A 24,714-nucleotide genomic window follows, 5' to 3' on the forward strand; every position below is an offset into this window, starting at 1 on the left:
GTGTTCCCCCGGCGGCGGGGCCCTGTCGCCGGGGGCGGAAAATCTCTAGGCTTGCTTACTTCATCCGACAGTCGACTTCATCCTCAGTCGAAGGACACCGACCATGCGCCGCGCCTTGATCGTCGTAGACGTGCAGAACGACTTCTGCGAGGGGGGCAGCCTCGCGGTGGCCGGGGGTGCCGATGTCGCCGCCGCGATCACCGAGCTGATCGGGCAGGCCCCCGCCGGATACCGGCACGTCGTGGCCACCCGGGACCACCACATCGCGCCCGGCGGCCACTTCGCCGACAACCCCGACTTCGCCCGGTCCTGGCCCGCGCACTGCGTCGCCGGCACCGAGGGCGTGGGCTTCCACCCGAACTTCGCCCCGGCGGTGGCCTCCGGCAGCATCGACGCCGTCTTCGACAAGGGCGCCTACGCGGCCGCGTACAGCGGGTTCGAGGGCGCCGACGAGAACGGCGTGAAGCTGGGCGCGTGGCTGCGGGCCCGGCAGATCGACGAGGTCGACGTCGTCGGGATCGCCACGGACCACTGCGTCCGGGCCACCGCGCTGGACGCGGTCCGCGAGGGGTTCCGTACGACGGTCCTGCTCGACCTGACCGCCGGGGTGGCCGAGGAGACCACCGAACGCGCGCTGGAGGAGCTGCGCACGGCCGGCGTGCAACTGACGGGCAAGCCGGTCGTGGCCTAGGCCGCCGCTCCCCGGAGCAGTGCTCTGATCGGTCTCCAGAGTTCCGGGACCGTCGGGGGGACAGCGTTGTCGGGGGTGGTCCGCCAGATCAGGCCGTCCGGGTGATGGAGTACGGCGGTGATCTCGTCCGGGGTCGGCGGGGCCGCGTTGCCGCGGAGGTAGACGGCGCGCAGGCCGAGGTTGCGGAGCCTGGTCAGGGCCCTCGCCCGGTTCTGGGCGTGGACGAGGAAGCGGACGGCGGCGTCCGGGTCCGCGGCGCTCGGGCTGGGCAGGTTCAGGGCCACCACGACCCTGCCGTTCGGCAGCTTGCAGAAGCCTCCTGCGGCCATGCGGTCACACCCCCGTGCGAGTCGGTATCAAGGTCGGCGTCAATAACGGAGTCACAGGAGGCACCTAAACACGACCGGCGGCAACCCGCCAAGGGGTTGCCGCCGATACGCTTCTGACCTGCGGTTTCTCAGATCACTTGGCCGAGGGGCCGACCTTCACCGTGATCGTCGAGCCGTTCAGCGGCTCGTTGACGATCTTGATCGAGGTGTTGGTGTCAGTGACCTTGACGCCCGCCAGCGGGTTCGTGGCGTCGTAGTACGCCGACTTCCCGTCGTCGAAGACCGGGACGCCCGGACGCGACTTGATCTTGGTCGCGACGTCCGCCTTGTGCAGCGTGATCGCGTCCGTCGGGTACAGGCTGAAGGTGGAGTCGTAGGACTGGATGCGGTTGCGCATCAGCGTGCCGTCGGTCCACTTCAGGGCCGTCGGGTGCGAGTCGATCGGGAGGATCAGACCCTCACCCGGGTGGGCGCTGGTGTTGTCGTCCGCCTGGGAGGTGTCCCACTTCCAGATCAGCAGACCGTTCTGGTAGGCGTAGTGCTCCACCCAGTCCGGACGGGTCGTCGAGAAGCCGAAGTTGTACGGGCCGACCTTGAGGGTCTTGTCGTACGACACGTACTGGCGGTTCTCGGCGATGTAGTACTGCGCGTAGTCGTCCGTGATGGCCGAGCCGATGCGGGAGAACCCGTTCGCGGTCCAAGCGGCGTCCGCCGCCTCCGCGTTGTCGGAGAACAGGGTCGCGCCGTCGGCGGTCACCGTGATCTCGTCGGCCGCGAAGCCCTTCTGGGCCACGCCGCCGTCGGTGGCGTAACGGAAGCGCAGGCTGATCTGCTTGCCGGCGTAGGCGTCCAGCGGGAACGTCAGCTTCTGGTAGGCGGCCACCGTGCCGGTGAGGGCGGGCTTGTCGCTGCCGTCACGCGGGATGGCGGTGCCGTCGGCGAGGGTGCCGTCGATCGGGGTGTAGCTGGCGCCGCCGTCGGTGGAGACCTCGGTGTACAGGTAGTCGTAGTCCTGCTCGATGTCCCACCAGCCGTCCAGGGTGAGGGACGCGGAGGTCTTGCCCGTCAGGTCGACCGTGCGGGTCAGCGTGTTGCGCAGGTCGTCGCCGCTGCCGCTCCACCACTGGGTGGAGCCCTGCGCCGGGGTGACGACCTCGGTGGTGACCGTCTTCTCCGGCAGCTGCACCACGAGCGCCTGGGCGTTCTTGGTGTTGTACTCCGCCACGCCCAGCTTGTGGGTGGACTTCTTGCCGGCGAAGGCGACGTCGTAGTCCAGCCAGCCCAGCTGGAGCTTGTCCCAGGCGTTCATGTCGCCGGGCAGGTCGCCGATGGACTCCTTGCCGGTGCCGAGCCAGGAACCGGAGGACATCAGGGTCCAGAAGCCGGTGGAGTTCTCGCCGCCGCCGGAGGTGTCGTACTCGTCCGGCAGGCCGAGGTCGTGGCCGTACTCGTGGGCGTAGACGCCCAGGCCGCCGTTCTCCGGCTGGATGGTGTAGTCGCCGACCCAGATGCCGGTGTCGCCGATCTGGGTGCCGCCGAGCTTGTTGGTGTCCGGGCCGGTGGAGCCGGCGTCGGTGCCGAAGGCGTACCAGCGGTGGGCCCAGATGGCGTCCTCGCCCTGCGCGCCGCCGCCCGCGGACTCGTCCTCGCCGGCGTGCACGATCTGGAAGTGGTCGATGTAGCCGTCGGGCTCGTTGAAGTTGCCGTCGCCGTCGTAGTCGTAGCGGTCCCACTGGTCGAACTCGGCCAGCTCCGCCTTGATCTCGGCGGCCGTGTCACCGGCGGCCTCCCGCTGGGCGACCCAGGCGGTGACGCCGTCCTGGACCGCGTACCAGGCGCCGGTCGGAGCGTCGTTGGAGCCGTAACGGGCCTCGTTGTACGGGACCTTGACCCAGTCCGTGACCTCGCCGTCGACCGAGTAGCGGCCCGAGGACTGCTTCTCGTAGTACTTCTTCAGCGACTCGGTCTTCTTGCCGGTGCCGAAGTACAGCTCCTGGAAGTGCGCCTGGTTGTAGTCCGCCTGCCAGGCCGTGGAGTTGTCCTTCGCGCGGTCCGGCGCGGCTATCTGGTTGTGCAGCGGGCCGGTGGTGCCGCCGTAGCGGGGGTCGACCTGGTCGCCGAACTCGACCAGGATCGTGAAGATCTTGTCGGTCTTCTCGCGGCCCAGTTCGACGTACTTGCTGTCGCCCTTGCGGCTGTCGAGCTTGACCACCTTGGAACCGTTGCGGTCCTTGACGGCGGCCTCGCCGGAGATGACCTGCTTGAGGGCCTCCTCGCGCTGGGCCTCCTGGGTCTTGCTGAGCGGGCCGTCGAAGTCGTGCTCCTTGGCCTTGGCCGGCTGCGGGTCCTGCCGGTCCACCGCCGCGCCCGTGTCACGCTCCGCGGCCTGTGCCACGGCGAACGTGGTGAACGTCGTCGTGGCCGCCGCAAGGGCGACGACCGTCGCGGCCGTTCTGAACGTCCAGGATCTACTGGTCAACTTGGTTGTCCTCCCCTAACGCGACCGCCCGCGCGGAAGGGGGGTCCTTGTCAGGGGTCTTGTCAAGGAAAGTCCGCGCGCGGTTATACGCGTGTAGTCAAGTGACGCCATTTGACTACTGGTTTACGAGAAAAGACAGACCTTGACTTGGACAGATCAAGTGCATTATTGAGAGCGGGTGTTCGCATTACGGACACATGACTGTAACCCGAACAGGCGCGCGGGACCGTCCACTTGGTGGACGTCATGACTCCGTGCGCCCCCTGTGCACCGGCACCGTGGGTTAGGTCACGCTTACCGTTCGTTCCCCTCGGGCATGCAGGCCAATAGAGTCGAGATCTCCCCCGCTTCCGAGGACACGATTGCCATGCCTCGTCCGACTGTCGCACAGCTCACGTACGGTTCCTGCACCGTCATCTTCTCGACGCTCGCCATGCTGCTGCTGTCACAGACGAGTTCGGGACCCGGGATCGCCGTCGTCGCCGTCGCCGCGCTCGCGCTCGGTGTGCTCGTCGCCCTGACGGTGCCGGTGACGCGGTCGTCGCCGCCCGCCCCCGTGCCGCAACCGCGGCCGGAGCAGCAGGCGGTGCCCGAGCCGGTGCCGGTCCCCGTACCCGTCTCCGTGGCCGCAGCGCCCGAGCCCGTCCGAGAACCGGCACCCTGAACGAACGGCGAGAAGGAAGGGCCCGAGCCCGACGGCTCGGGCCCTCCTTCGTGCCGCGCGTCCTCAGGTGAGGCCGACCACCACCGTCTTGGCCGCCTTGTCGTGCAGGCCCTGCTTGTAGGGCTTGTCGAAGTAGCTCCAGCCGCCCGCGATCGCAGTCCACACACAGGCGCAGCAGAACGCGAACGGGATCCACAGCACCAGGGCGCGGACCAGCGAGGTCTGCATGGAGGGCGTGGAGCCGTCGTCCAGGTTGGCGACCCGCATGCCGAACCACTTCTTGCCGAGGGTCTGGCCGGTCCGCGCGATCAGGATCGTGTCGTACGCGACGTAGAGGACGGCCGTGATGATCTCGCGCCCGAGGGTCTTGCCGAACTCGATCTTGTCGGCGTCGACCGTGTACTGGTCGACCCGGAAGGCCCACACCACCAGCGCCACCACGATGTACACCAGCACCATGTCGATGATCCGGGCCAGGGTGCGCCGGCCGCTCTCGGCGAGCGGCGGCATCCCGGCGAGCGGATCCTGCGGGTAACCGCCGTACGCGTCATCGCCCCGGCCGCCGTAGGGGCCGCCGCCGCCCGAGTACGGCGGGGGCGGCTCCCCGTCGTACGGCGTGTCGTACGGCGAGCCCCGCGGCGGCTCCCGCGGCGGCTCCCCCGGGGTCTCGTGCGGCGGTTCCTGCGGGGGGTGTTTCCGGAGCGGATCGTCCTCCGGCGGGCCGCCAGAGCCGGGGGGCGGTTCGGTGGTCATGGCCCGAGTGGACCCCGCGGCCCGGACCACCGCATCCGGCGCGCGGCCGTACGGGTGTCGGTCCGGCCGGGGACCCGGGTGTCAGCCCGCCACGAACGTATGGGCGGCCTTGTCGTGCCAGCACTGGCGCCACGGCCGGTCGAACGCTCCCCAGAGGACGCCCACGACCCCGATCACCAGCAGCCCGGGCACGCTGTAGACGAGCCAGCGCAGCAGGGCCGCGCCGAAGGTCGGGGGCTCGTGGCCCTCGATGTCCCGCACCTGGAGACCCAGCAGCTTCTTGCCCAGCGTGCGCCCCCACTTGGCGGTGGGCAGGGCCTCGTACACGATCCCGAAGACCAGCAGGACGGCGAGGACGATGCCGAGGTAGACCGAGGTCGTGCCGTCCAGCAGCCAGACCGTGACGGTCCGTCCGGTGAGCTCCGCCTCGTCGATCTTCTCGTTGACGTGGTCGAGAGCCTTCACCCCGAGCGGTACGGCGGCGGCGGAGGTGACGGCGGCGAGGACGAGGGTGTCGACCAGCCGGGCCGCGAACCGCTTGCCGAGCCCCGCGGGCCGGGCCGCCGCCTGTCTGCGGGCGGCCGCCTGGAAGATGTCCTCGACGGGCGGCTTCCAGGGCGGGGGCTGCTCGTCGGGCCCCGCCAGCCGGTGCACCTGCTGCGCCCACGAGGACTGTCCCCCGCCGGGTCCGGCGGCCATCGGGGCGGACTGCTGCGGGACGCCCGGCGCGGGCTGCGGCGCCGGCGCGGGCCCGGCCGTCTGCCCGGCGGCGGGCGGGAAGGCACTGGGGCCCTGCTGCTGGGCGGGGGGCGGTACGGCGGGCGTCTGTACGGCGGGAGGCGGTACGGCGGGAGGCTGGGCCGCTGGGCCCTGCTGGGCCGGCATCCGGGCGGCCGGGCCCGGGAGGCCGGGGGCGCCCTGCGCCTGCGCGGCGGCGGCCCGCTCGGCGGCCGCCTTGCCCGCGCCGAAGCCGGGCTTGGCGTTGCCCGCCGCGGCGGCGCCCCCGGCCGCGTCCCGTCCGCCGGGACGGCGGAAGACGAACGTCCCGCCCGAGGCCACGTCACCGGTCTCCGGCTCGGCCGGCGGGATGGTCGCCGTCCCGTCCGTGCTGGCGGACCAGCCGTCGGGCTGCGCCGGGGACCCCGGACCGCCCTGCTGGGCCGGCACGCCCGGCTGCGCCAGCGCCCTCGGATCGGCGCCCTGCGGTGCTCCCCAGGACACCCTGCGGTCCTGGTCGCCGCCGAAGCCGGACTGGTGGGCGCGGTCCGCGCCCCAGGCCGAGGCGGGCTCGGGGCGGCCGCCGCCGACCTGGTCGGCCGGGTTCGGATCCTCGTCGAAGAAGTGCGGGCCGGTCTCCTCCACGGGTGAGGCCGGAGGAGTGAGCGGCGTACCGTCCGACGGGGCCGGGCGGCTGGTGCCCGGTACCCACGCGGAGCCGTTCCAGTACCGGACGTATCCGGGGATGGACGGGTCCGGGTAATACCCCTCGCGGGGCCTGTCGTCGCCGGGGGCCGGGGTTGGGGCGCTCATGTCCGTCGTCCCGTATCTGCTCGGAGGTCGGATGGGGGCATCCACATCTATCAGACGGACGCAACCCCCACCGCCAGTCCCGCCGTACCCACCCCTTTCCGGGCAACCCCGTGCACACGCTTCACACGTTCGGAACCGTCCGTCACGGCTGTCCGACCGAGTTCGTGGAAAAAAGTTCTCCGAACCCGCGTAATGCTCCGCATCCCTTCCGCTCTCTCCCTGCGTACACATCCGTACGGAGAGGAGAACGACCATGCATCACACCGTGGTGGAGCGCGAACTGGAGCTCCAGCTCATCCTGTCGCCGGAGCGCAGCATCCCCGTCCCGGCCCGGCTGGGCTACCGCAGCGACGACCCGTTCGCCGTGCACGTCTTCTTCCACATCAACTCGGAGCAGCCCGTCCACTGGACGTTCGCCCGGGAGTTGCTGGTGGAGGGGGTGTTCCGGCCCTGCGGGCACGGGGACGTACGGGTGTGGCCGACGAAGTCGCAGGGGCGCAGTGTCGTGCTGATGGCGCTCAGTTCGCCGGACGGCGACGCGCTCCTGGAGGCGCCCGTCGCACAGGTGTCGGCCTGGCTGGAGCGGACGCTGCGGGCGGTGCCGCCGGGCACCGAGGGCGAGCAGCTCGGTCTGGACGAGGGTCTGGCCGAGCTGCTCGCGCAGTGAGCGGGCCCGTGCGCGCGGAGGGGCGCGCGGAGGGGCGCGCGGGTCAGAACAGCTTGCCCGGGTTGAGGATGCCCAGCGGGTCGAAGACCTGCTTGACGGCCCGCTGCATCTCCAGCCCCACCGGGCCGATCTCGCGCGCCAGCCACTCCTTCTTCAGGACGCCCACGCCGTGCTCGCCGGTGATGGTGCCGCCGAGTTCCAGGCCGAGCGCCATGATCTCGTCGAAGGACTCCCGGGCGCGCCGGCACTCGTCGGGGTCCTGGGCGTCGAAGCAGACGGTGGGGTGGGTGTTGCCGTCCCCGGCGTGGGCGACGACGCCGATGGTGAGGCGGTGCTTGCCGGCGATCGCCTCGACGCCCTCGATCAGGTCGCCGAGGCGGGAGCGGGGCACGCACACGTCGTCGATCATCGTGGTGCCCTTGACGGCCTCCAGGGCGACGAGCGACGAACGCCGGGCCTGGAGGAGGAGTTCGGACTCCGCCGCGTCGTCGGCCGGGACGACCTGGGTGGCGCCCGCCTCCTCGCACAGCGCGCCGACGGCGGCGAGGTCGGCGGCCGGGTCGGTGGTGTCGAAGGCGGCCAGCAGGAGGGCCTCGGTGGTCTCGGGCAGGCCCATCCGGGTGAGGGCGTTGACCGCCTTGACGGTCGTGCGGTCCATCAGCTCCAGCAGGGACGGCACATGCCCGCCGGCCATGATCCGGCAGACCGCGTCGCAGGCGGCGGCCGCCGACGCGAACTCCGCCGCCAGCACGAGCTGCTGCGGCGGTTTCGGCCTGAGGGCGAGGACGGCGCGGACGACGATGCCGAGGGAGCCCTCGGAGCCCACGAACAGCCGGGTCAGGTCGTACCCGGCGACGCCCTTGGCGGTGCGCCGGCCGGTGGACATCAGCCGCCCGTCGGCGAGGACGACGTCGAGGCCGAGGACGTACTCGGCCGTCACCCCGTACTTCACACAGCACAGCCCGCCCGAGGCCGTGCCGATGTTGCCGCCGATCGTGCACATCTCCCAGCTGGAGGGGTCGGGCGGGTAGCAGAGGCCGAGTGCGTCCACCGCGCGGGAGAGGGTCGCGTTGACGACCCCCGGTTCGACGACGGCGATGCGGTCGACCGGGCTGATCTCCAGGATGCGGTCCATCTTCGTCAGGGACAGCACCACACAGCCGTCGGTGGCGTTGGCGGCGCCGGACAGGCCGGTGCGGGCGCCCTGGGGCACGACGGGCAGGCGCAGCTCGGTGGCGGTGCGCATGACGTGCTGGACCTGTTCGACGGTACGGGGCAGCACGACGACGGCCGGGGTGCCGGCCGGGCAGAAGCTCGCCATGTCGTTGGCGTACGCGGCGGTGACGTCGGGGTCGGTGAGAACGGCGTCGGCGGGCAGGCCGGCGAGCAGACGGTCGAGGAGGTTGCCCGTGACCTCGTCGCGTGGCGCTTCGATACGGCTCATGATCAAAGGTTCGCACCCGGGGCCATCGGTGTGAACCCCGTCCTCGGCGGCCGTCACCTGCCCGGGCGCTCCCCGCGCGCTGGCGCACAGTGAGCGCCATGGAGGACAACGACGATCACAGGATCTCCTGGTACCGGCGACGGGCGGCGGTCGGCTCGCTCGTGGGGGGTCTGGTGCTGGCCGGCGGGGCGGTGCTGCTGTGGGTGCCCGGGGAAGGGCCGGAGCGCGGGGCGGCGCCGGCCGCGGGGGCGCAGGCGGGCGCGGCGGTGGGGGCGGGGGTGCCGGCGGCGCTGCCCGGGCTGGCGGAGCTGATCCGGGCGCGGGAGAGCCGGGTGCGGGAGCATCCCCGGGACGCGGGGTCCTGGGCGGTGCTCGGGGCGGCGTACCTGGAGCGGGGGCGGCGTACCGCCGGGGCGGACGTCCTCTATCCGAAGGCCGAGCGGGCGCTGCGGACCTCGCTGAAGGTGCGGCCGCGGGGCAACGCCGAGGCCCTGGACGGGCTGGCGGCGCTGGCCACCGCGCGCCGGGACTTCCCCGCGGCGCTGGAGTGGGCGCAGGCCGCGCGCAAGGTGTCTCCGGCGCGCTGGACGGCGTACGGGCAGCTCGTCGACGCGTACACGGGCCTGGGCGACCACAAGAAGGCCCGCGCGGCGCTGGAGCGGCTGCGGAAGCTGCGGTCGGGTCCGGTGGTGCTGGCGCGGGCGGCGGGCGTGTACTGGGATCAGGGGCTCCGGGAGGACGCGCAGGCGGCGCTGGCCGACGCGGTGGCCGGGGCCTCCTCCCCCGCCGAGGAGGCCGCGTGGCTGGAGCGGGCCGGGCAGCTGGCGTTCGAGCGCGGGGAGCGGGAGAGCGCGCTGCGGCACTTCCGGGCGGCCCTGCGGCTGGACCCGGACCAGTGGGCCGCGCGGGCGGGGCAGGGGCGGGCCCTGGCGGCGCTGGGCCGGACCGGGCCGGCGGTGACCGCGTACCGCGCGGCGCTGGCCGGGCAGCCGCTGCCGCAGTACGCGCTCGAACTGGGCGAGCTGCAGGAGTCGCTGGGGCGCGGCCGGGCGGCGCGGGAGCAGTACGCGCTGCTGCGGGAGCGGGTGCGCCGGGACGCGGCGGGCGGGGTGGACGGGGCGCTGGTGCTCGGGCTGTTCGAGGCGGATCACGGCGATCCGGCGGCGGCGGTACGGCGGCTGCGGGCCGAGTGGGAGCGCCAGCCGGGCATCGCGGTGGCGGACGCGCTGGGCTGGGCGCTGCACCGGGCGGGAGCGGACGAGGAGGCGCTGAAGTTCGCGATGACCGCCACCGACCGGGTGCATGGCGGGGCGGTGCTCAGCGCGTCGTACTCCTACCACCGGGGCATGATCGAGCGCGCGCTGGAGCGGACGGCGAACGCCCGCCGGCATCTCGCGGAGGCGCTGCGGCTGAACCCGTACTTCTCCCCGCTGCACGCCCGGACGGCCCGGGCGGCGCTGGCGGGGCTGGGCGAGGTGCCGGACGAGCCGCTGCCGGAGTCCTGACGGGAGTCCTGATGGCTCGTCACCCACCGTGCCGCGTCTACGACTTCTTCTTCGCGGCCTTGTAGTAGAGGGAGAACCGGCGGGCGCCGGCCGTGCCGGAGGCGAAACCCAGGTAGAGGCGGGTGCCGCGGACGGCGAGGCCTTCGGGTTCGCGGTAGGCGAGGCTCTGGCCGGCTCCGGTGCGGGTGCGCTGGAGGAGTTCGCCGGTGCGGACGTCGAGGCAGGAGAGGTAGGCGTTGCCGCGCTGGGCGGGCGGGTTGGTCACGGGGTCGTAGGCGGTGCCGGCGAGCTGGTAGACGTGGTCGCCGTGCAGGGCGTACCCCTGGAAGGGGATCCGCGGGTCGGGGTGGGCGCCGGTCTGGGCGAAGTCGGCGACGGGGTCGTCGTAGTCGCGGTCGACGAAGGACTCCAGGTCCCAGACCCGGTAGCGGGCCTTGCCGTTCATCCGGTAGCGGACCGAGAGGCGCTTGGAGGTCATGCAGACCGTGGGCTGGTTGTTGGTGGATCCGGGTATCGGCTTGCGGATCCTGACGTCGGCGGCGGTGCGGACGGCGCCGGGGGTGAAGCGGAAGCGGGTGACGCCCTGGCCGTAACCGCCCTGCGAGTCGGCCTCGGTCCAGATCCAGACGGTGCCGTCGGGGGCGTTCTGCACGCCCATGCTGACGCCGTGCCCGAATCCCTGGAGATACATGTGGCCGAGCGCGTTGCCCTGGTAGTCGAGGCGGTTGAGGCACAGGTTGCCGGCCGCCTCGCCGCCCTTGCGGACCTGGAGGACGTACAGGTGCTTGTGGCTTTCGTCGAAGGCGAAGGACTGCAGGACCGTGCCCTGCGACAGGGCCTTGCCGGCCAGCCAGCTCACGGCCGGTACGGCCAGGTCGAAACGGTCGGCCACGGTCCACCCTCGCTTTCGGCGGGGGCCCTGTCGCCGTGACTACAGGTTGCCCCGCTTCGCCTGCTCACGCTCGATCGCCTCGAACAGGGCCTTGAAGTTGCCCTTGCCGAAGCCCATCGATCCGTGGCGCTCGATGATCTCGAAGAACACCGTAGGGCGGTCCTGCACCGGCTTGGTGAAGATCTGGAGGAGATATCCGTCCTCGTCGCGGTCGGCGAGGATCTTCAGCTCGCGCAGGGTCTCCGCCGGCACCCGGGTGTCGCCGACCCATTCGCCGAGTGTGTCGTAGTACGAGTCCGGGGTGTCGAGGAAGCGGACCCCGGCCGCGCGCAGGGTGCGGACCGTCTGCACGATGTCGTCGGTGGTGAGCGCGATGTGCTGGACGCCCGCACCACCGTAGAACTCCAGGTACTCGTCGATCTGCGACTTCTTCCTGCCGATCGCGGGCTCGTTGATCGGGAACTTGACCTTCAGCGTCCCGTCGGCGACGACCTTCGACATCAGCGCGCTGTACTCGGTGGCGATGTCGTCGCCGACGAACTCCTTCATGTTCGTGAAGCCCATGGCCTTGTTGTAGAAGCCGACCCAGTCGTTCATGCGGCCGAGCTCGACGTTGCCGACGCAGTGGTCGATCGCCCGGAAGGTGCGCCGGGCGGGCGGCTCGACGATCGGGTCGGCGGCGACGAAGCCCGGGAGGTAGGGGCCGTCGTAGCCGGAGCGGTCGACGAGGGTGTGGCGGGTCTCGCCGTAGGTGGCGATCGCGGCGAGGACGACCGTGCCGTGCCCGTCCTTCAGCTCGTACGGCTCGGCGACGGACCGGGCGCCGTGCCCGATCGCGTAGGCGTACGCGGCGCGGGCGTCCGGGACCTCGATGGCGAGGTCGACGACGCCGTCGCCGTGCTCGGCCACATGCCGGGCGAGGAAGTGGCCCCAGGTGGTGGCCGGCTTGACGACGGAGGTGAGGACGAACCGGGCGGAGCCGTTGGTGAGCACGTACGACGCGGTCTCACGGCTGCCGGTCTCCGGGCCCGCGTAGGCGACCAGTTTCATGCCGAAGGCGGTGGAGTAGTAGTGCGCCGCCTGTCGCGCGTTGCCCACGGCGAAGACGACCGCGTCCATTCCCCTGACCGGGAAGGGATCGGCCTGCCGGGCGGCCCCGGGAGCGCGGTGTGTGATCTGCGTCATAGCGGAAGCCTCACCCCGGGGCGCAAGGTGCGCAACAGTTCGCCTTCCGGCTGGACAATGTGTTGGGTGATACGGCGGTTTCGGCGGGCTTTCCGCGCAGGGTGACCATGACGGAGGCGGGCGTGGCGATCGATCATCTGGACGGCCGGATCATCGTGCTGCTGGCACGGGAACCGAGGATCGGGGTGCTGGAGATGTCCCGGCGGCTGGGGGTGGCCCGGGGGACCGTGCAGGCCCGGCTGGACCGGCTCCAGGCGAACGGGGTCATCCGGGGCTTCGGGCCGGAGGTGGACCCGGCGGCCATCGGCTATCCCGTGACGGCCTTCGCCACCCTCCAGATCCGCCAGGGGCGGGGACCGGACGTACGGGCCCACCTCGCGACCGTCCCCGAGATGCTGGAGCTGCACACCACCACCGGCAGCGGCGACATGCTGTGCCGGCTGGTGGCCCGCTCCAACGCCGATCTCCAGCGGGTCATCGACCGGGTCGTCGGCTTCGAGGGGATCGTCCGGGCGTCGACGGCGATCGTGATGGAGAACGCGGTGCCGCTGCGGATCATCCCGCTGGTGGAGCAGGCGGCTTCGGAGGGGGGTTGAGGGTGGGGGCGAGTTACAAAGAAGACGTTGCAAAGAGTTCTTTGCAACGGTACTTTTGCATGCATGACCGAGTCTCGGGATCCACAGGTCCGCCAGCTCGACGCGCGCTCCCTGCGCGGGCTGGCGCATCCCCTGCGCATGCAACTGCTCGACGCCCTGCGCTTCGGCGGGCCCGCTACCGCCTCTCAACTCGCCGAGAAGCTGGGCGAGTCCAGCGGGGCCACCAGCTACCACCTGCGCCAGCTCGCCGCCCACGGCTTCGTCGAGGACGATCCCGAGCGGGGCAAGGGCCGGGAGCGGTGGTGGAAGGCCGCACACCGCGGTCTGCAGTTCGACGACTCGCTGCTCATGGACACCGACCCCGCCGTACGCGGAGCGGCGGACCTGTATGTGCACGAGGTCGCGACGACCCAGACCCGCGACCTGTCGACCTGGCTCGGCAACCGCGCCTCCTGGCCCAAGGACTGGAACCGCTCCTGGGACATGAGCAGCGCGACGCTACGGCTCACTCCTCAACTCACCCGCGAACTCACCCAGAAGATGCACGAATTGATCGAGACGTACCGAGACCGCTGCGCCGACGCGGACGACCCCGACGCCGCGCAGGTCCGCCTGCACACGCACGCCTTCCCGCTCACCACGGACCAGGAGAGGCCCCGATGATCACCCCCGAGACCCACCTCGCCCTCCACCACGCCCGCGCCGCCGAGCTGCACGCCTTAGCCGCCGCCCACCGTCTCGCCACCTCGGCCGTCGGCCGCCCCCGCGCCCTGCGCGCCCGGCTCGGCTGGACCCTCGTGGAAGTGGGACTGCGGCTGGCCACGCAGAGGCCGGCCACCCTGGCGCCTAGCAGCTAGGCACGGACCCCTTGCCGCTCTCCAGAGCGGTGAGCGCGTTCACCGCGCCCTTGAGGGTGGTCACCGGAATCAGCCGGAGCCCCTTGGGCAGCTCGGACTTGGCGTCGCCGCACTCGTCCTTGGGCACGAGGAAGACGGTCGCCCCGTCCCGGCGGGCGGCCTGTGTCTTCAGGGAGACGCCCCCGACCGCGCCGACCGTCCCGGCCGCGTCGATGGTGCCCGTACCGGCGATGGTGCGGCCGCCGGTGAGATCGCCGCCGGTGCCGTCGCCGTCGAGCTTGTCCACGATGCCCAGCGAGAACAGCAGACCCGCGCTGGGACCGCCGACGTCGGACAGCTTCAGCGTGACCTTGATGCCGTCGTCCGTACGGTCGAGGTAGCGCAGGGCGGCCTCGGTGGCCGCGTCCTGGGACTCCTCCATCTGCTCGGTGTTGTGCTGCTCGATCTCCTTGGTGGACTGCCCGCTGGGGTAGACCGAGTCCCGCGGCATGATCGCCTGGTCGGTGCGGAACCAGCCGTCGATCACATCGCCGAGCCGGACGTCGGCGTCGGGGCCGGTCGCCTCGATCGTCGTCATCCGCAGCTGCCCCGACGTGTCCCGGGTGGGCGCGCCGGAGATGGTGATCACCTCGGTGCCCTGGTTCTCGCCCAGCACGTTGGCCGTCATGCCGGGCTGCGCCACCGAGAACGGCAGCGGCGCGAACACCGCCGCCCCGAGCAGCCCCACGAGGGGCACAGCACAGACGGCGACGGCCTGGAAACGCGTGAGACGAGAGAGCACGGGGTCAATGTAACCGGCGAGGGTGTGGACACCGCCGCGGAGGTGATCCCTCAGCGCAACGCCTCCGCCACCTCCCGGGCCGCGTCCACCACCCGCGGCCCCACCCGCTCCGGCACCGCGTCCGCCAGCATCACCACACCCACGCTGCCCTCGACCCCGGTCACCCCGAGCAGCGGCGCCGCGGCCCCGCTCGCTCCCGCCTCCAGTTCCCCGTGGGTCAGCGTGTACCCCGGCTCCCCCGCCAGTCTCTGCCGCGCGGCGAGAATCGCCCGCCCCGCCGCCCCCCGCTCCAGCGGATGCCGGAACCCGGCCCGGTACGCCACGTGATAGTCCGTCCACGACGGCTCGACGACGGCCACGGCCAGCGCGTCCGCCCCGTCCACCAGCGTCAGATGCGCGGTCGCCCCTATGTCCTCGGCCAGCGACCGCAGCGCGGGCAGCGCCGCCTCCCGGACCAGCGGATGCACCTGACGGCCCAGCCGCAGCACCCCGAGGCCCACCCGGGCTCGCCCGCCCAGATCACGCCGTACGAGGGCATGCTGCTCCAGCGTGGCGAGCAGCCGGTACACGACGGTCCGGTTCACCCCCAGTTTCTGGGAGAGCTCGGTGACGGTCAGCCCGTGGTCGGTGTCGGCCAGCAGCTTGAGGACCTTCAGTCCCCGGTCGAGCGTCTGGGAAGTCTCCGCGGTCACGACGCCCACTCCTTCAGTGGTGAGGTCGGCGGCCCCCGTCGCGGCGGATGCGTCACCGAGTCCCGTCAGTGACGCGCTTGAGAGGCCGCCGATCGGCAGAGGGGCCCGGCATGTCCGGGCCCGGTCGCTTCACGGCTGCGCTCCGCGGCGGCGCTGCCACGGGGCGTGTGCGTAGCGGGACAGTAGCGAAGCAGGTTCGCTGAGCGGAAGAGAACGTCCAGAATCCGGTCAATGGCCGGTATGGACTACTAGCATTTGCCGCACTTTTGCCGTGATATGTCGGACCGCGGAAAGCCCGGGCGTCGCCCGCCGGGAGCGCGCCTCACTTCATGCGGGTGGCCCACTCCTGGACCTTGGCGATGCGCTGCCGCAACTGTCCCGCCGTCGCCTCCGCGCTCGGCGGTCCGCCGCACACGCGCCGCAGCTCGGTGTGGATCACCCCGTGCGGTTTGCCGCTCTGGTGGACGTACGCGCCGACCATCGTGTTGAGCTGCTTGCGCAGCTCCATCAGCTCCTTGTGCGAGACGACCGGCCGCCGCTCGGCCGGCAGCTCCAGCAGATCGGCCTCGGTGTCCGGCTTCTTCCTGCTGTGCGCGATCTGCTTCGCCTGCCGCTTCTGGAGCAGCAACTGCACCTGCTCGGGCTCCAGGAGCCCCGGGATGCCGAGGTAGTCCTGCTCCTCCTCGCTCCCCGGGTGGGCCTGCATGCCGAACTCGCCGCCGTTGTACATGACCCGGTCGAAGACCGCCTCGGACTCCAGCGCCTCGAAGGCGAACTGCTCCTGCTCGCCGGTGTCCTCGTCCTGCTGCTTCTCCGCCTCCTGGAGGAGCTTGTCCTCCTCGGCGTACGGGTCCTCCTCGCCCTCCTTCCTGGGCTTGTCGAGGGCGTGGTCCCGCTCGACCTCCATCTCGCCTGCGAAGCCCAGCAGATCGGGCACGGTCGGCAGGAACACGGACGCGGTCTCGCCGCGCCGCCGCGACCGTACGAAGCGCCCGACGGCCTGGGCGAAGAAGAGCGGGGTGGAGATGGTGGTGGCGTACACCCCGACCGCGAGGCGGGGCACGTCGACGCCCTCGGACACCATCCGCACCGCGACCATCCACCGGTCGGTGCTGCCGCTGAAGTCGTCGATGCGGCTGGAGGCGCCGGTGTCGTCGGAGAGGACCAGGGTCGCCCTGCTGCCGGTGATCTCCCGGATCAGCTTGGCGTACGCCCGTGCCGAGTCCTGGTCGGAGGCGATGACGAGGGCGCCCGCGTCCGGGATCGACTTCCTGACCTCGGTGAGCCGCTGGTCGGCGGCGCGCAGCACGCTCGGCATCCACTCACCGCGCGGATCCAGGGCCGTACGCCACGCCTGGCTGATCGCGTCCTTCGTCATCGGCTCGCCGAGCCGCGCCGCGATCTCGTCACCGGCCTTGGTCCGCCAGCGCATGTTGCCGCTGTAGGAGAGGAAGATGACCGGCCGCACGACATGGTCGGCGAGCGCGGAACCGTAGCCGTAGGTGTAGTCGGCGGAGGACCGCCGGATCCCGTCGGTGCCCTCCTCGTACGTCACGAAGGGGATCGGGTTGGTGTCGGACCGGAAGGGCGTACCGGTGAGCGCGAGGCGCCGGGTGGCCGGCTCGAACGCCTCCAGGCACGCCTCGCCCCAGGACTTGGAGTCACCGGCGTGGTGGATCTCGTCGAGGATGACGAGGGTCTTGCGCTGCTCGCTGCGGTTGCGGTGCAGCATCGGCCGTACGCCGACGCCCGCGTACGTCACCGCGACGCCGTGGTAGTCCTTGCTGAGCGGTCCGGCGCTGTACTCGGGGTCGAGCCGGATCCCTATCCTCGCGGCCGCCTCCGCCCACTGCTTCTTCAGATGCTCGGTGGGCGCGACCACGGTCACCTGCTGCACGACATGGTGGTGCAGCAACCAGGAGGCGAGGGTGAGCGCGAAGGTCGTCTTGCCGGCGCCGGGGGTGGCGACGGCGAGGAAGTCGCGCGGCTGCTCCTGGATGTACTTCTCCATCGCCCCCTGCTGCCAGGCCCGCAGTTTGCTGGCGGTGCCCCAGGGGGCGCGGCCCGGGAAGGCGGGAGAGAGGTGGTGGGAGTGCGAGGTGGAGGTGGCGGCGGTGGTAGTCACGGTCTCCGGGTTCGGGGGTCGGGCGGCTCGGTCACGGCAACGGCGGCTCGGTCACGGCAACGTATGACAACCGGGCCACCCTACCGGCGGCCCGGGACCGGCAGCGCTCGAACCGGGCCGGGGCGGCGCGGGGTGGGACCCACGTCACAGCGTCCGCAGCCGCTCCGCGATCACCCCGATCTCGGCCTCCGCGCCGGAGGCGACATCGATGACCAGGTCGTACGCCGCCTCCTGGTCGCAGCCGGCGAGGTCCACGCCGTGCAGGGCGAGAAAGGTCACGGCGGCGAGCCAGGCGGCGCGTTTGTTGCCGTCCACGAGGGGGTGGTTCGTGGCGAGGGCGTGCAGCAGCGCGGCGGCCTGCTCATGGAGGTCCTCGTAGGCGACCGTGCCGAACATCCGGGCCCGCGGCCGGTGCACGGCGGAGGCGAGCAGCCCCGGCGCGCGGGTCTCGGGGGCCCGTCCGCCGAAGGCGATCCGGGCGATGTCGGTGACCTCGGCCACGGTGAGATGCCGTGTCGCCGCCGGTGGGGTGGGCCGTGCGGTCATTCCCCGAGCCTCCGCAACAACTCGGCGTGGGCCCCGGCCAACTCCTCGGCGACCTCCCGCACCCTGGCCTCCTCCGCACCCAACCACGCGCGTACGGCGTCCAGCACGATGTCCTCCGCCCCGCACCCGGCGGCGTCCGCGAGGTCCACGAGGGCGCGATGGAGATCGGGCTCGAGGGGGAGCGAGAGCACGGTGGTCCTAGCCGGGGGCGGGGAGGGGGCCGGGGCGGGGGCCGGGGCCGAGGCGGGGGCCGCCGGGGTGAAGGGCTGCATGGGGTGAGGTTAGGAAGGGGCGGGGCCGGCGGGCGAGGGGTTTACGGGGCGGCGCTCCCCGCCGTACCGCTCAAGCCCCCGCCCCTGCCCCCGCCGGGCGCCGTTCGCGCAGTCGTGTGGTGACCCAGCCGCCGACCAGGGCCACCACGGCCATCGGCAGGAAGACGGCGGCGAAGGCGGCCGGATGCGAGGACCCTGCCGCGGAACCCCCGGCCGTGGCGGCCCCGGCGGCCGTGTGCGCGACGCTTCCGCCGCCGAGTGCCGCGAAGGCCGCACCGCCCGCCGCGAGCAGCAGCGCGTTGGACAGGCCGTCCGAGATCTGGAGCGCGGCGGAGTTGGCGCCGGCCTCCTCGGGTGCCGACAGCTTCAGCAGCAGCACGCTGGTGGAGGAGATCACGAGGCCCATCCCGAAGCACCCGATCCCCCAGGCGACGGCCACGGTCCAGGCGGGCACGGAGTGCACGAGCACACCGGGCGCGGCGGCGATGGCCGCGGCGACCAGCACCATCCCGGCCGTCATCAGCCGTTCCCGGTACGGCTCCGCCCAGGCCCGGGTCTGCACCCACGAGCCCAGCGCCCAGGTCCCGCCGGACGCGGCGAGCGAGAACCCGGCGAGGGTCGGGCTCAGCCCGCGCTCGGTGACGAGCATCAGCGGGACGAAGGCCTCGGCGGAGATGAAGGCCCCGGCGGCGAGCCCGCGCAGCAGCACCACCGACGGCAGCCCGCGGGCCGCCCGCCAGGTCCCGCGCGGCAGCAGCCCGAGCACGGCGGGCACGAGCAGCGCGAGCCCGGCCGCGAGGGGGAGGAGGGAGAGGGGCCGCAGTTCCTGGGCGCCGTACTGGAGCAGTCCGGCGCCCAGGGAGATCATCAGGGCGAGCCGGATCCGCCGCCGGTCGAAGGCGGGCGCGGGCCCCTCCCCCACGGCTCCGCCGGCCCGCCGCCGTATCTGCGGCAGCGCGAGCGCCAGCGGGGGCAGCACGAGCACGGGTATCCCGAGGAACACCCACCGCCACCCGAGCTGTTCGGTCACGGCCCCCGCCGCGAGCGGCCCGACGATGGACGGTACGACCCAGCAGGCGGCGAAGGAGGCCATGATGGCCGGCCGCAACCGCTCCGGATAGGCCCGTCCGACGACCACGTACAGCGCGACGATGACCAGCCCGCCACCGAGTCCCTGCACGGCCCGTCCCAGGATGAACACCCACATGCTCGCCGCGGTGCCCCCCACCACCAGCCCGGCGCCGAAGGCCGCGATCCCGCTCCCCAGCGCGCCCAACGGCCCCCGCCGGTCCGACCACTGCCCGGCGAGGACCATCCCGAACAGACTGGTGGTGAAGTACCCGGAGAAAGCGAAGGCGTACAACGACACCCCGCCGAGCTCCCGGGCCGCGACCGGCATGGCGGTCCCCACCGCCGTGGCCTCGAACGCGATGAGCAGCACCACCGAGACGATCCCGACGGTGAGCGCCCGATAGTCCCGCCCGAGCACCCGCTCCCCCTCGGGGGCGGCGGCACTCGCACACGCGTCGTCCACGACCTCGGCGTCGCGGGGTTCCAGGGCTGTCATGCCCGCAAGCGTAAGGTCCGCCCATGACATTGACCCCTGTCAAAAGACGGACCTCGGTCTCCCCCCTTGGTCGTACGTCTCCCCCCGTTCATGAACGCAGCATGGCAGCCTCGTTGCAGCGCCCCCGTCCCCCTTGAGCCGCCCTCCACCCCGCCCGTACGGTCATCCCACCGAGACGGAACGGGCCTCCACCCCCGCTCCCGACCCGGCCGTGTGCCCGAGTGGCTTAGGGACTCGCCTGCAAAGCGAGGTACGTGGGTTCAATTCCCGCCACGGCCTCTGGTGTTCGACCAGGGAAAGCAACAGGGCGGCACCCCGCGCGGGGTGCCGCCCTTCCGTCGTCCGTGTCGGCTCAGCCCACGTCCGGCAGTACTTCCGGGACAGCGTCCAGTTCCAGGCCCGGGCAGGCGATCCGGTGCGGGATCCGGCACACAGCTCCCGGCTCGGGCTCGTCCGCCCGGCTGTTCCAGACGGGCGGACCGGGCGGCTCGGGTCCGCTGGCGCCCTCCAGAAGGACGGGTCACACCCGCACGGACCGAGACCCACGGGGTGTACGCCGCGCCGGCCCGACATGCACAACCGCCTTTCCGTTCCCCGGATTTAACCTACGCCCCCTTGGCGAGTTCTTCTCTACGCGCGTAACTTGTTGCGGCCTCCCCCACACCACACCGGCCGCACCCGACGACGTACGAGGAGACCGCCAGCGTGTCCAGTCCCGCAGGTAGCAGAGCCCCCAGGTCCACCGAAACCCCCGCCGCCCGCAGCTCGCGCCGTACCGCGCACGCCCTGATATCCGTGGGTGTGGCCGGCTCGTTCGCCATCATCTCCCTTCCCGCCGCGTACGCGACGCCGTCCGCCACAGCGGTGATCTCCGAGGTGTACGGCGGTGGCGGCAACTCGGGGGCGACCCTGACCCGGGACTTCGTCGAGCTCGGCAACGCGGGGTCGGCGGCCTACGACCTGAGCGGGTACAGCGTGCAGTACCTGCCCGGTTCGCCGTCCTCGTCGTCGACGTGGCAGGTGACCGCGCTCAGCGGGTCCGTCGCGCCGGGCGGGCGGTTCCTGGTCGCCGAGGCGGCGGGCTCCGGGGGGACGACCGCCCTGCCGACCGCCGACGCCACCGGCACCATCGCCATGAGCGCCACCAGCGGCACCCTCGCCCTCGTCTCCGGCACCACCGCGCTGACCTGCAAGACCGCCGCCGACTGTGCCGCCGACAGCCGGATCGTGGACCTCGTGGGGTACGGCACCGCGGTCGTCCGGGAGGGCAGCGGGCCGGTCACCGGGGCCTCCAACACCGCCTCCGTGGCCCGCGGCGCCACCCTCGCCGACACCGACGACAACGCCGCCGACCTCACGGCCGGGACGCCCTCTCCCGTCAACGCGGCGGGGCAGACGCCCGGTTCGGGCGATGGTGACGGGGGTGGCGGAGGAGACGATCCCACCCAGCCGGGCACCGTCCGCATCCATGACATCCAGGGCACCACCCGGCTCTCCCCGCTCGCCGGACAGACCGTCACCCGGGTCCCGGGCATCGTCACCGGCGTCCGGACGACCGGGTCGAAGGGGTACTGGATCCAGGATCCGGCCGCCGACTCCGACCCCCGCACCAGCGAGGGCGTGTTCGTGTACACCGGGTCCGTCACGCCCACCGTCGCGGTCGGTGACTCGGTGCTGGTCAGCGGCAAGGTGAGCGAGTACTACCCGAGCAGCACCAGCCAGTCCGTCACCGAGCTCACCGGTGCGACGGCGACCGTGCTGTCCAGCGGCAACGCCCTGCCCGCCGCCGTGACCCTGGACGCCACGAGCGTGCCGTCCGCCTACATCCCCACGGCCGGCGGCGGCAGCATCGAGTCCCTCGCTCTCGAACCGACCGTGTACGCCCAGGACTTCTACGAGGCGAACGAGGGCATGCGGGTCGCGTTCTCCGACGCGCGGGTGGTCGGCGCCGCCAACTCGTACGGCGAGATGTGGGTGACCGTCAAGCCGGACGAGAACCCGACCGTGCGCGGCGGCACCCTGTACTCGTCCTACGACCAGCCGAACACCGGGCGGATCGAGGTGATGTCGCTCGACACCGCCGCCGCCAACCCGGCCGCCAACGTCGGTGACGAACTGTCCGGCACCACCACCGGGCCGCTCGACTACTCCACCTACGGCGGCTACACCGTCCAGGCCACCCAGCTCGGCACCCGCGTCGACCACGGGCTGAAGCAGGAGGTGACGCGCCGGCAGAAGGGCGACGAGCTGGCCGTCGCCACCTACAACGTGGAGAACCTGGACGCGCTGGACGACCAGACCAAGTTCGACCGGCTCGCCCAGGGCGTCGCGGTCAACCTCAGCTCCCCCGACATCGTCGCCCTGGAGGAGATCCAGGACGACAACGGCGCCACCGACGACGGCACCGTCACCTCCGAGGCCACCCTCACCCGCTTCACCGACGCCATCCGCGCGGCCGGCGGCCCCCGCTACCGGTGGCGCTACCTCTCCCCCGCCAACGACCAGGACGGCGGCGAGCCCGGCGGCAACATCCGTCAGGTCTTCCTGTTCAACCCCAAGCGGGTCTCCTTCACCGACCGGGCGGGCGGGGACGCCACCACCGGCACGAGCGTGGTGAAGTCGCGCAAGGGCGTGCACCTCACCTACTCCCCCGGCCGGATCGACCCGACGAGCGACGCCTGGAGCAGCAGCCGCAAGCCGCTGGTCGGTGAGTTCGTCTTCCACGGCGAGTCCGTGTTCATGATCGCCAACCACTTCACCTCCAAGGGCGGCGACCAGCCCCTGCACGGCCGCTACCAGCCGCCGGCCCGCAGCTCCGAGACCCAGCGTCAGGCGCAGGCGGCCGAGGTGAACACCTTCGTGAAGTCGCTGCTCGCCGCCGACAAGAACGCCAAGGCGGTGGTCCTCGGCGACCTCAACGACTACGAGTTCTCCACGACCGTGAGCACGCTCACCGAGGGCAAGGTCCTCACCCCGCTGATCACCACCCTGCCGGCCGCCGAGCGCTACACCTATGTGTACGACGGCAACTCGCAGACCCTGGACCACATCCTGACGAGCCCGGCGGTCACCCGCTTCGACTACGACGTGGTGCACCTCAACGCCGAGTTCGCCGACCAGGCCAGCGACCACGACCCGCAGATCGTGCGGATCGACGTCGACAGGTGCCGCCGCTAGCGCCTGTCACCAGGGCCTGGGCGCCGGCGCCTAGACGTCGGCGCAGAGTCCGCCGCCCGGCTCGTCCTCGAACATCCCCGGCCAGTAGCGCCAGCCGTCGTCGGTCGGGGTGTTCGGGGTCGGGTCGCAGGCGACCGGGTCCACGGCGGCCAGGGTGCGGCACATCGTCTCGGCGAGCTGGTCGTAGGCCTCGGTGAGTTCGTGGACCGCGTCCAGGGCCTTCTCCCGGCGTATCAGCCAGAGGGTGAACGCCAGGGTGGAGACATCGGCGTTCAGCGGGCGCAGGGCGAGGTCCGGCTCGCTCCAGCTGAGCACCGCGCCCGAGTCGCCGTCGACGACCAGGCTGGTGTCCTCCAGGAGGTGGCCGAGGCGGATCAGCCGGTCCGCGTTCAGCGGGAGCCGCTCGTCGGTGAGGACGCCCTCGTAGGCGTCGGCGCAGTACTCGGCGAGGGTCTGCAGCGGCATGTCCGTCTCCAGCGAGAACCAGACGACCTCCTCCGGCAGGCCCACCTCGCACAGGAAGCGGCGGGTCGGGGCGTGGGTGAGGGCCTTGGGGCAGTCGACGTCCTCGAAGCGGGCGATCTCGCCGCCGCCGAACTCGTCCTCCAGGAGGCGGGGCGGCAGGTCCAGGGCCAGTCCGGACGCGGTGCCGGGGCCGGCCACCAGGGCGAGCGGGCGGATCACAGCGGCCAGCTTCCAGAACAGACCGGTCCCGTCGCCGGCCGCCCCCGCCTCGAACACGGCGAGGAGCTGCCGGCTCGCCTCGGCGACCGCCTGCGGGCCAAGCCGGCCCGCGTAGGAGGCGAACTGGCCGCGCAGAGCGGCGAGTTCGTCCACCGCCGTGGCGAAGCGCAGCAGCTTCTCCAGGGAGGGCGCCAGCGGGCGGGTGTCCATCAGGTCGGGGCGGTCGTGCAGGAAGTACGTCGTGGAGATCTCGCCCGTCGCGCCGTCCAGCAGGACGGACTCCCGCTCGCGGCCGTCGGTGCCCAGGATGCCGCCTATCACCAGGCGGTCGCGCAGCTCCGCAGCCAGCCGGCCCCCGGGGTCGCCGGTGGAGTCGGCGACCGTGCGCAGGCCGTCCGTGCGCAGCGCCTCGAACGTCAGCAGGCCGCCCTCGCCCGGCAGTCCGGGGCCGGTCAGCCAGCGGCGCGTCGCGGCATGCGTGACGTACGGGTTCAGCTCGTCATCGGTGAAAACGATCGTGGTGGTGCTCCTGGTCGTGCTCATCGGTCCCCCGTGCGTGAAAGGTGCGTGCGCCGTCCCACTGCTCCGCAGCCTACGCGGGCCCACTGACAATGGCCCCGACCTGCGACGACGCCCCGGCGGCGGCAGCCGCCCCCACTGAAGAGACGTCAAACCACCCTGGCGCGTTCCCTTCCCGCCAGAATCGCCTCGACCGTCTCCCCCACCGTCCACGCGGTGGTGTCCAGCCACAGCCCGATGCGCGGGGTACGGGCCCGCAGCTCCTCGTCGAGCCCCGCGACCGTCCAGCCGGCCCCGTACCCGGTCTTGTCCCGGCCGGCCTCCCTCGCGGCCACCGCGGCGGCGTCCGGCGCCAGGACGACCACGTACAGCGGGCGGGTGCGGACGAGTCCGGCGTAGGCGGGCAGGGCGGGGCCGAGGACCACGTCCTGCACGACGGCCGTGAAGCCCGCCTCCGCGTACACGTCCGCCGTCGCCGCCGACAGTCCGTACCGCAGCCGGAGCTGGGCCTCCGCCTCGCCGCCGGCCCCGGGGACGTACTCCTCGCGGCCGGAGACGATCATGCGGCGGAAGACGTCCCCGCGCACATGGGCGGCCCTCGGCAGCCGGGCGGCCAGCGCCTCGGCAACCGTGGACTTGCCGGACGCCATCACTCCGGTGACGAGCACGACACCCCTCACCGCGGGACGCTCACGTGAAGTAGACGCCGCCCAGCACCACGGCCAGTGCCGCCACCGCGAACACCACGATCCACAGCAG

The 24,714-nt window shown here is 72.2% G+C and carries 23 protein-coding genes and 1 tRNA gene; 9 read left to right on the plus strand and 15 right to left on the minus strand.

The genetic code is table 11. The features are described 5' to 3' along the window. Positions 1–103: 103 nt before the first annotated feature. Complete coding sequence (locus ACYQ8Q_RS18235) at positions 104–691, plus strand: isochorismatase family protein (protein ID WP_460066194.1); 588 nt, start codon at positions 104–106, stop codon at positions 689–691. Here the strand turns inward: ACYQ8Q_RS18235 and ACYQ8Q_RS18240 are convergent. Together ACYQ8Q_RS18240 and ACYQ8Q_RS18245 are read right to left on the minus strand one after the other, a co-directional pair. Further along, positions 688–1,020 (minus strand): hypothetical protein, encoded by a 333-nt coding sequence (locus ACYQ8Q_RS18240; RefSeq protein ID WP_460066195.1) that lies wholly within the window; start codon positions 1,018–1,020, stop codon positions 688–690. The two genes, ACYQ8Q_RS18235 and ACYQ8Q_RS18240, sit on opposite strands and share 4 nt — an antisense overlap. Positions 1,021–1,153: 133 nt before the next feature. Continuing rightward, a complete protein-coding gene (locus ACYQ8Q_RS18245; protein WP_460066197.1) occupies positions 1,154–3,499 on the minus strand; it encodes an immune inhibitor A domain-containing protein in 2,346 nt (781 codons plus the stop codon). A 367-nt stretch (positions 3,500–3,866) separates the two neighbouring features. On the opposite strand from ACYQ8Q_RS18245, the gene ACYQ8Q_RS18250 reads away from it, so the two are divergent. Next, positions 3,867–4,163: a hypothetical protein gene (locus ACYQ8Q_RS18250; RefSeq protein ID WP_460066198.1), complete on the plus strand. Its 297-nt coding sequence runs from the start codon at positions 3,867–3,869 to the stop codon at positions 4,161–4,163. 63 nt (positions 4,164–4,226) lie between these two features. On the opposite strand, the gene ACYQ8Q_RS18255 is transcribed toward ACYQ8Q_RS18250, so the two are convergent. Then, entirely contained in the window at positions 4,227–4,916 is a 690-nt protein-coding gene (locus tag ACYQ8Q_RS18255) for an RDD family protein (protein ID WP_460066199.1), read from the minus strand. An 81-nt stretch (positions 4,917–4,997) separates the two neighbouring features. Continuing rightward, positions 4,998–6,446 carry an RDD family protein gene (locus ACYQ8Q_RS18260; RefSeq protein WP_460066200.1) on the minus strand — a complete coding sequence of 483 codons (1,449 nt, stop codon included), beginning with the start codon at positions 6,444–6,446 and terminating at the stop codon, positions 4,998–5,000. 253 nt (positions 6,447–6,699) lie between these two features. On the opposite strand from ACYQ8Q_RS18260, the gene ACYQ8Q_RS18265 reads away from it, so the two are divergent. Further along, the gene (locus tag ACYQ8Q_RS18265) at positions 6,700–7,113 is read left to right on the plus strand and encodes an SsgA family sporulation/cell division regulator (RefSeq protein WP_460066201.1); all 414 of its coding nucleotides are present in this window, start codon (positions 6,700–6,702) and stop codon (positions 7,111–7,113) included. 43 nt (positions 7,114–7,156) lie between these two features. Here the strand turns inward: ACYQ8Q_RS18265 and ACYQ8Q_RS18270 are convergent, their stop codons facing one another. After that, complete coding sequence (locus ACYQ8Q_RS18270; protein WP_460066204.1) at positions 7,157–8,563, minus strand: FAD-binding oxidoreductase; 1,407 nt, start codon at positions 8,561–8,563, stop codon at positions 7,157–7,159. A gap of 92 nt (positions 8,564–8,655) precedes the next feature. Here ACYQ8Q_RS18270 and ACYQ8Q_RS18275 point away from each other — a divergent pair, with 92 nt between their 5' ends. After that, the gene (locus ACYQ8Q_RS18275; RefSeq protein WP_460066206.1) at positions 8,656–10,062 is read left to right on the plus strand and encodes a tetratricopeptide repeat protein; all 1,407 of its coding nucleotides are present in this window, start codon (positions 8,656–8,658) and stop codon (positions 10,060–10,062) included. A gap of 37 nt (positions 10,063–10,099) precedes the next feature. Here ACYQ8Q_RS18275 and ACYQ8Q_RS18280 read toward each other — a convergent pair whose 3' ends face one another. Both ACYQ8Q_RS18280 and hppD read right to left on the minus strand, forming a co-directional pair. Next, positions 10,100–10,954, minus strand: coding sequence for a phage baseplate protein (locus ACYQ8Q_RS18280; RefSeq protein ID WP_460066208.1), 855 nt, complete (start codon positions 10,952–10,954; stop codon positions 10,100–10,102). Between the two features lie 39 nt (positions 10,955–10,993). After that, a complete protein-coding gene (gene hppD / locus ACYQ8Q_RS18285) occupies positions 10,994–12,139 on the minus strand; it encodes a 4-hydroxyphenylpyruvate dioxygenase (RefSeq protein WP_460066210.1) in 1,146 nt (381 codons plus the stop codon). A 122-nt stretch (positions 12,140–12,261) separates the two neighbouring features. Here hppD and ACYQ8Q_RS18290 point away from each other — a divergent pair, with 122 nt between their 5' ends. The 3 genes from ACYQ8Q_RS18290 (at position 12,262) to ACYQ8Q_RS18300 (ending at position 13,592) form a co-directional block, all read left to right on the plus strand. After that, a complete protein-coding gene (locus ACYQ8Q_RS18290; protein WP_460066212.1) occupies positions 12,262–12,735 on the plus strand; it encodes an Lrp/AsnC family transcriptional regulator in 474 nt (157 codons plus the stop codon). A gap of 63 nt (positions 12,736–12,798) precedes the next feature. Continuing rightward, positions 12,799–13,398 carry an ArsR/SmtB family transcription factor gene (locus ACYQ8Q_RS18295; protein ID WP_460066213.1) on the plus strand — a complete coding sequence of 200 codons (600 nt, stop codon included), beginning with the start codon at positions 12,799–12,801 and terminating at the stop codon, positions 13,396–13,398. Then, a complete protein-coding gene (locus ACYQ8Q_RS18300) occupies positions 13,398–13,592 on the plus strand; it encodes a hypothetical protein (protein ID WP_460073378.1) in 195 nt (64 codons plus the stop codon). Before ACYQ8Q_RS18295 ends, ACYQ8Q_RS18300 begins: the two co-directional genes overlap by 1 nt. Here the strand turns inward: ACYQ8Q_RS18300 and ACYQ8Q_RS18305 are convergent. From ACYQ8Q_RS18305 to ACYQ8Q_RS18330, 6 genes are all read right to left on the minus strand, one after another. Further along, the gene (locus ACYQ8Q_RS18305; protein WP_460066215.1) at positions 13,582–14,373 is read right to left on the minus strand and encodes a S16 family serine protease; all 792 of its coding nucleotides are present in this window, start codon (positions 14,371–14,373) and stop codon (positions 13,582–13,584) included. The two genes, ACYQ8Q_RS18300 and ACYQ8Q_RS18305, sit on opposite strands and share 11 nt — an antisense overlap. A 50-nt stretch (positions 14,374–14,423) precedes the next feature. Continuing rightward, on the minus strand, positions 14,424–15,065 hold the full coding sequence (locus ACYQ8Q_RS18310) for an IclR family transcriptional regulator (RefSeq protein ID WP_460066216.1): 642 nt from the start codon (positions 15,063–15,065) through the stop codon (positions 14,424–14,426). A 322-nt stretch (positions 15,066–15,387) separates the two neighbouring features. Then, positions 15,388–17,190: a DEAD/DEAH box helicase gene (locus ACYQ8Q_RS18315; protein ID WP_460066218.1), complete on the minus strand. Its 1,803-nt coding sequence runs from the start codon at positions 17,188–17,190 to the stop codon at positions 15,388–15,390. A gap of 144 nt (positions 17,191–17,334) precedes the next feature. Then, positions 17,335–17,736, minus strand: coding sequence for a type II toxin-antitoxin system death-on-curing family toxin (locus tag ACYQ8Q_RS18320; protein WP_460066220.1), 402 nt, complete (start codon positions 17,734–17,736; stop codon positions 17,335–17,337). Continuing rightward, positions 17,733–18,008, minus strand: a complete 276-nt coding sequence (locus tag ACYQ8Q_RS18325) for a hypothetical protein (RefSeq protein WP_460066222.1) — start codon at positions 18,006–18,008, stop codon at positions 17,733–17,735. Before ACYQ8Q_RS18325 ends, ACYQ8Q_RS18320 begins: the two co-directional genes overlap by 4 nt. Before the next feature lie 70 nt (positions 18,009–18,078). Beyond that, the gene (locus ACYQ8Q_RS18330) at positions 18,079–19,575 is read right to left on the minus strand and encodes an MFS transporter (RefSeq protein ID WP_460066224.1); all 1,497 of its coding nucleotides are present in this window, start codon (positions 19,573–19,575) and stop codon (positions 18,079–18,081) included. A gap of 207 nt (positions 19,576–19,782) precedes the next feature. On the opposite strand from ACYQ8Q_RS18330, the gene ACYQ8Q_RS18335 reads away from it, so the two are divergent. Next, positions 19,783–19,854: transfer RNA gene (locus ACYQ8Q_RS18335), tRNA-Cys, on the plus strand. A gap of 516 nt (positions 19,855–20,370) precedes the next feature. Further along, a complete protein-coding gene (locus ACYQ8Q_RS18340; RefSeq protein WP_460073380.1) occupies positions 20,371–22,752 on the plus strand; it encodes an endonuclease/exonuclease/phosphatase family protein in 2,382 nt (793 codons plus the stop codon). 30 nt (positions 22,753–22,782) lie between these two features. On the opposite strand, the gene ACYQ8Q_RS18345 is transcribed toward ACYQ8Q_RS18340, so the two are convergent. After that, positions 22,783–23,979 (minus strand): SUKH-4 family immunity protein, encoded by a 1,197-nt coding sequence (locus ACYQ8Q_RS18345; protein ID WP_460066226.1) that lies wholly within the window; start codon positions 23,977–23,979, stop codon positions 22,783–22,785. 125 nt (positions 23,980–24,104) lie between these two features. Continuing rightward, the gene (locus ACYQ8Q_RS18350) at positions 24,105–24,635 is read right to left on the minus strand and encodes an AAA family ATPase (RefSeq protein ID WP_460066227.1); all 531 of its coding nucleotides are present in this window, start codon (positions 24,633–24,635) and stop codon (positions 24,105–24,107) included. Between the last annotated feature and the right edge of the window lie 79 nt (positions 24,636–24,714).

The organism is Streptomyces sp. YKOK-I1 (genome assembly GCF_054660435.1).

Excerpts from the sequence above, each read along its gene's own strand:
- ACYQ8Q_RS18320 (WP_460066220.1), bottom strand. The coding sequence starts at position 17,736 with ATGACCGCACGGCCCACCCCACCGGCGGCGACACGGCATCTCACCGTG.
- ACYQ8Q_RS18325 (WP_460066222.1), bottom strand. The coding sequence starts at position 18,008 with ATGCAGCCCTTCACCCCGGCGGCCCCCGCCTCGGCCCCGGCCCCCGCC.
- ACYQ8Q_RS18260 (WP_460066200.1), bottom strand. The coding sequence starts at position 6,446 with ATGAGCGCCCCAACCCCGGCCCCCGGCGACGACAGGCCCCGCGAGGGG.
- ACYQ8Q_RS18330 (WP_460066224.1), bottom strand. The coding sequence starts at position 19,575 with ATGACAGCCCTGGAACCCCGCGACGCCGAGGTCGTGGACGACGCGTGT.
- ACYQ8Q_RS18240 (WP_460066195.1), bottom strand. The coding sequence starts at position 1,020 with ATGGCCGCAGGAGGCTTCTGCAAGCTGCCGAACGGCAGGGTCGTGGTG.
- ACYQ8Q_RS18345 (WP_460066226.1), bottom strand. The coding sequence starts at position 23,979 with ATGAGCACGACCAGGAGCACCACCACGATCGTTTTCACCGATGACGAG.
- ACYQ8Q_RS18250 (WP_460066198.1), top strand. The coding sequence starts at position 3,867 with ATGCCTCGTCCGACTGTCGCACAGCTCACGTACGGTTCCTGCACCGTC.
- ACYQ8Q_RS18255 (WP_460066199.1), bottom strand. The coding sequence starts at position 4,916 with ATGACCACCGAACCGCCCCCCGGCTCTGGCGGCCCGCCGGAGGACGAT.
- ACYQ8Q_RS18275 (WP_460066206.1), top strand. The coding sequence starts at position 8,656 with ATGGAGGACAACGACGATCACAGGATCTCCTGGTACCGGCGACGGGCG.
- hppD (WP_460066210.1), bottom strand. The coding sequence starts at position 12,139 with ATGACGCAGATCACACACCGCGCTCCCGGGGCCGCCCGGCAGGCCGAT.
- ACYQ8Q_RS18235 (WP_460066194.1), top strand. The coding sequence starts at position 104 with ATGCGCCGCGCCTTGATCGTCGTAGACGTGCAGAACGACTTCTGCGAG.
- ACYQ8Q_RS18295 (WP_460066213.1), top strand. The coding sequence starts at position 12,799 with ATGACCGAGTCTCGGGATCCACAGGTCCGCCAGCTCGACGCGCGCTCC.
- ACYQ8Q_RS18265 (WP_460066201.1), top strand. The coding sequence starts at position 6,700 with ATGCATCACACCGTGGTGGAGCGCGAACTGGAGCTCCAGCTCATCCTG.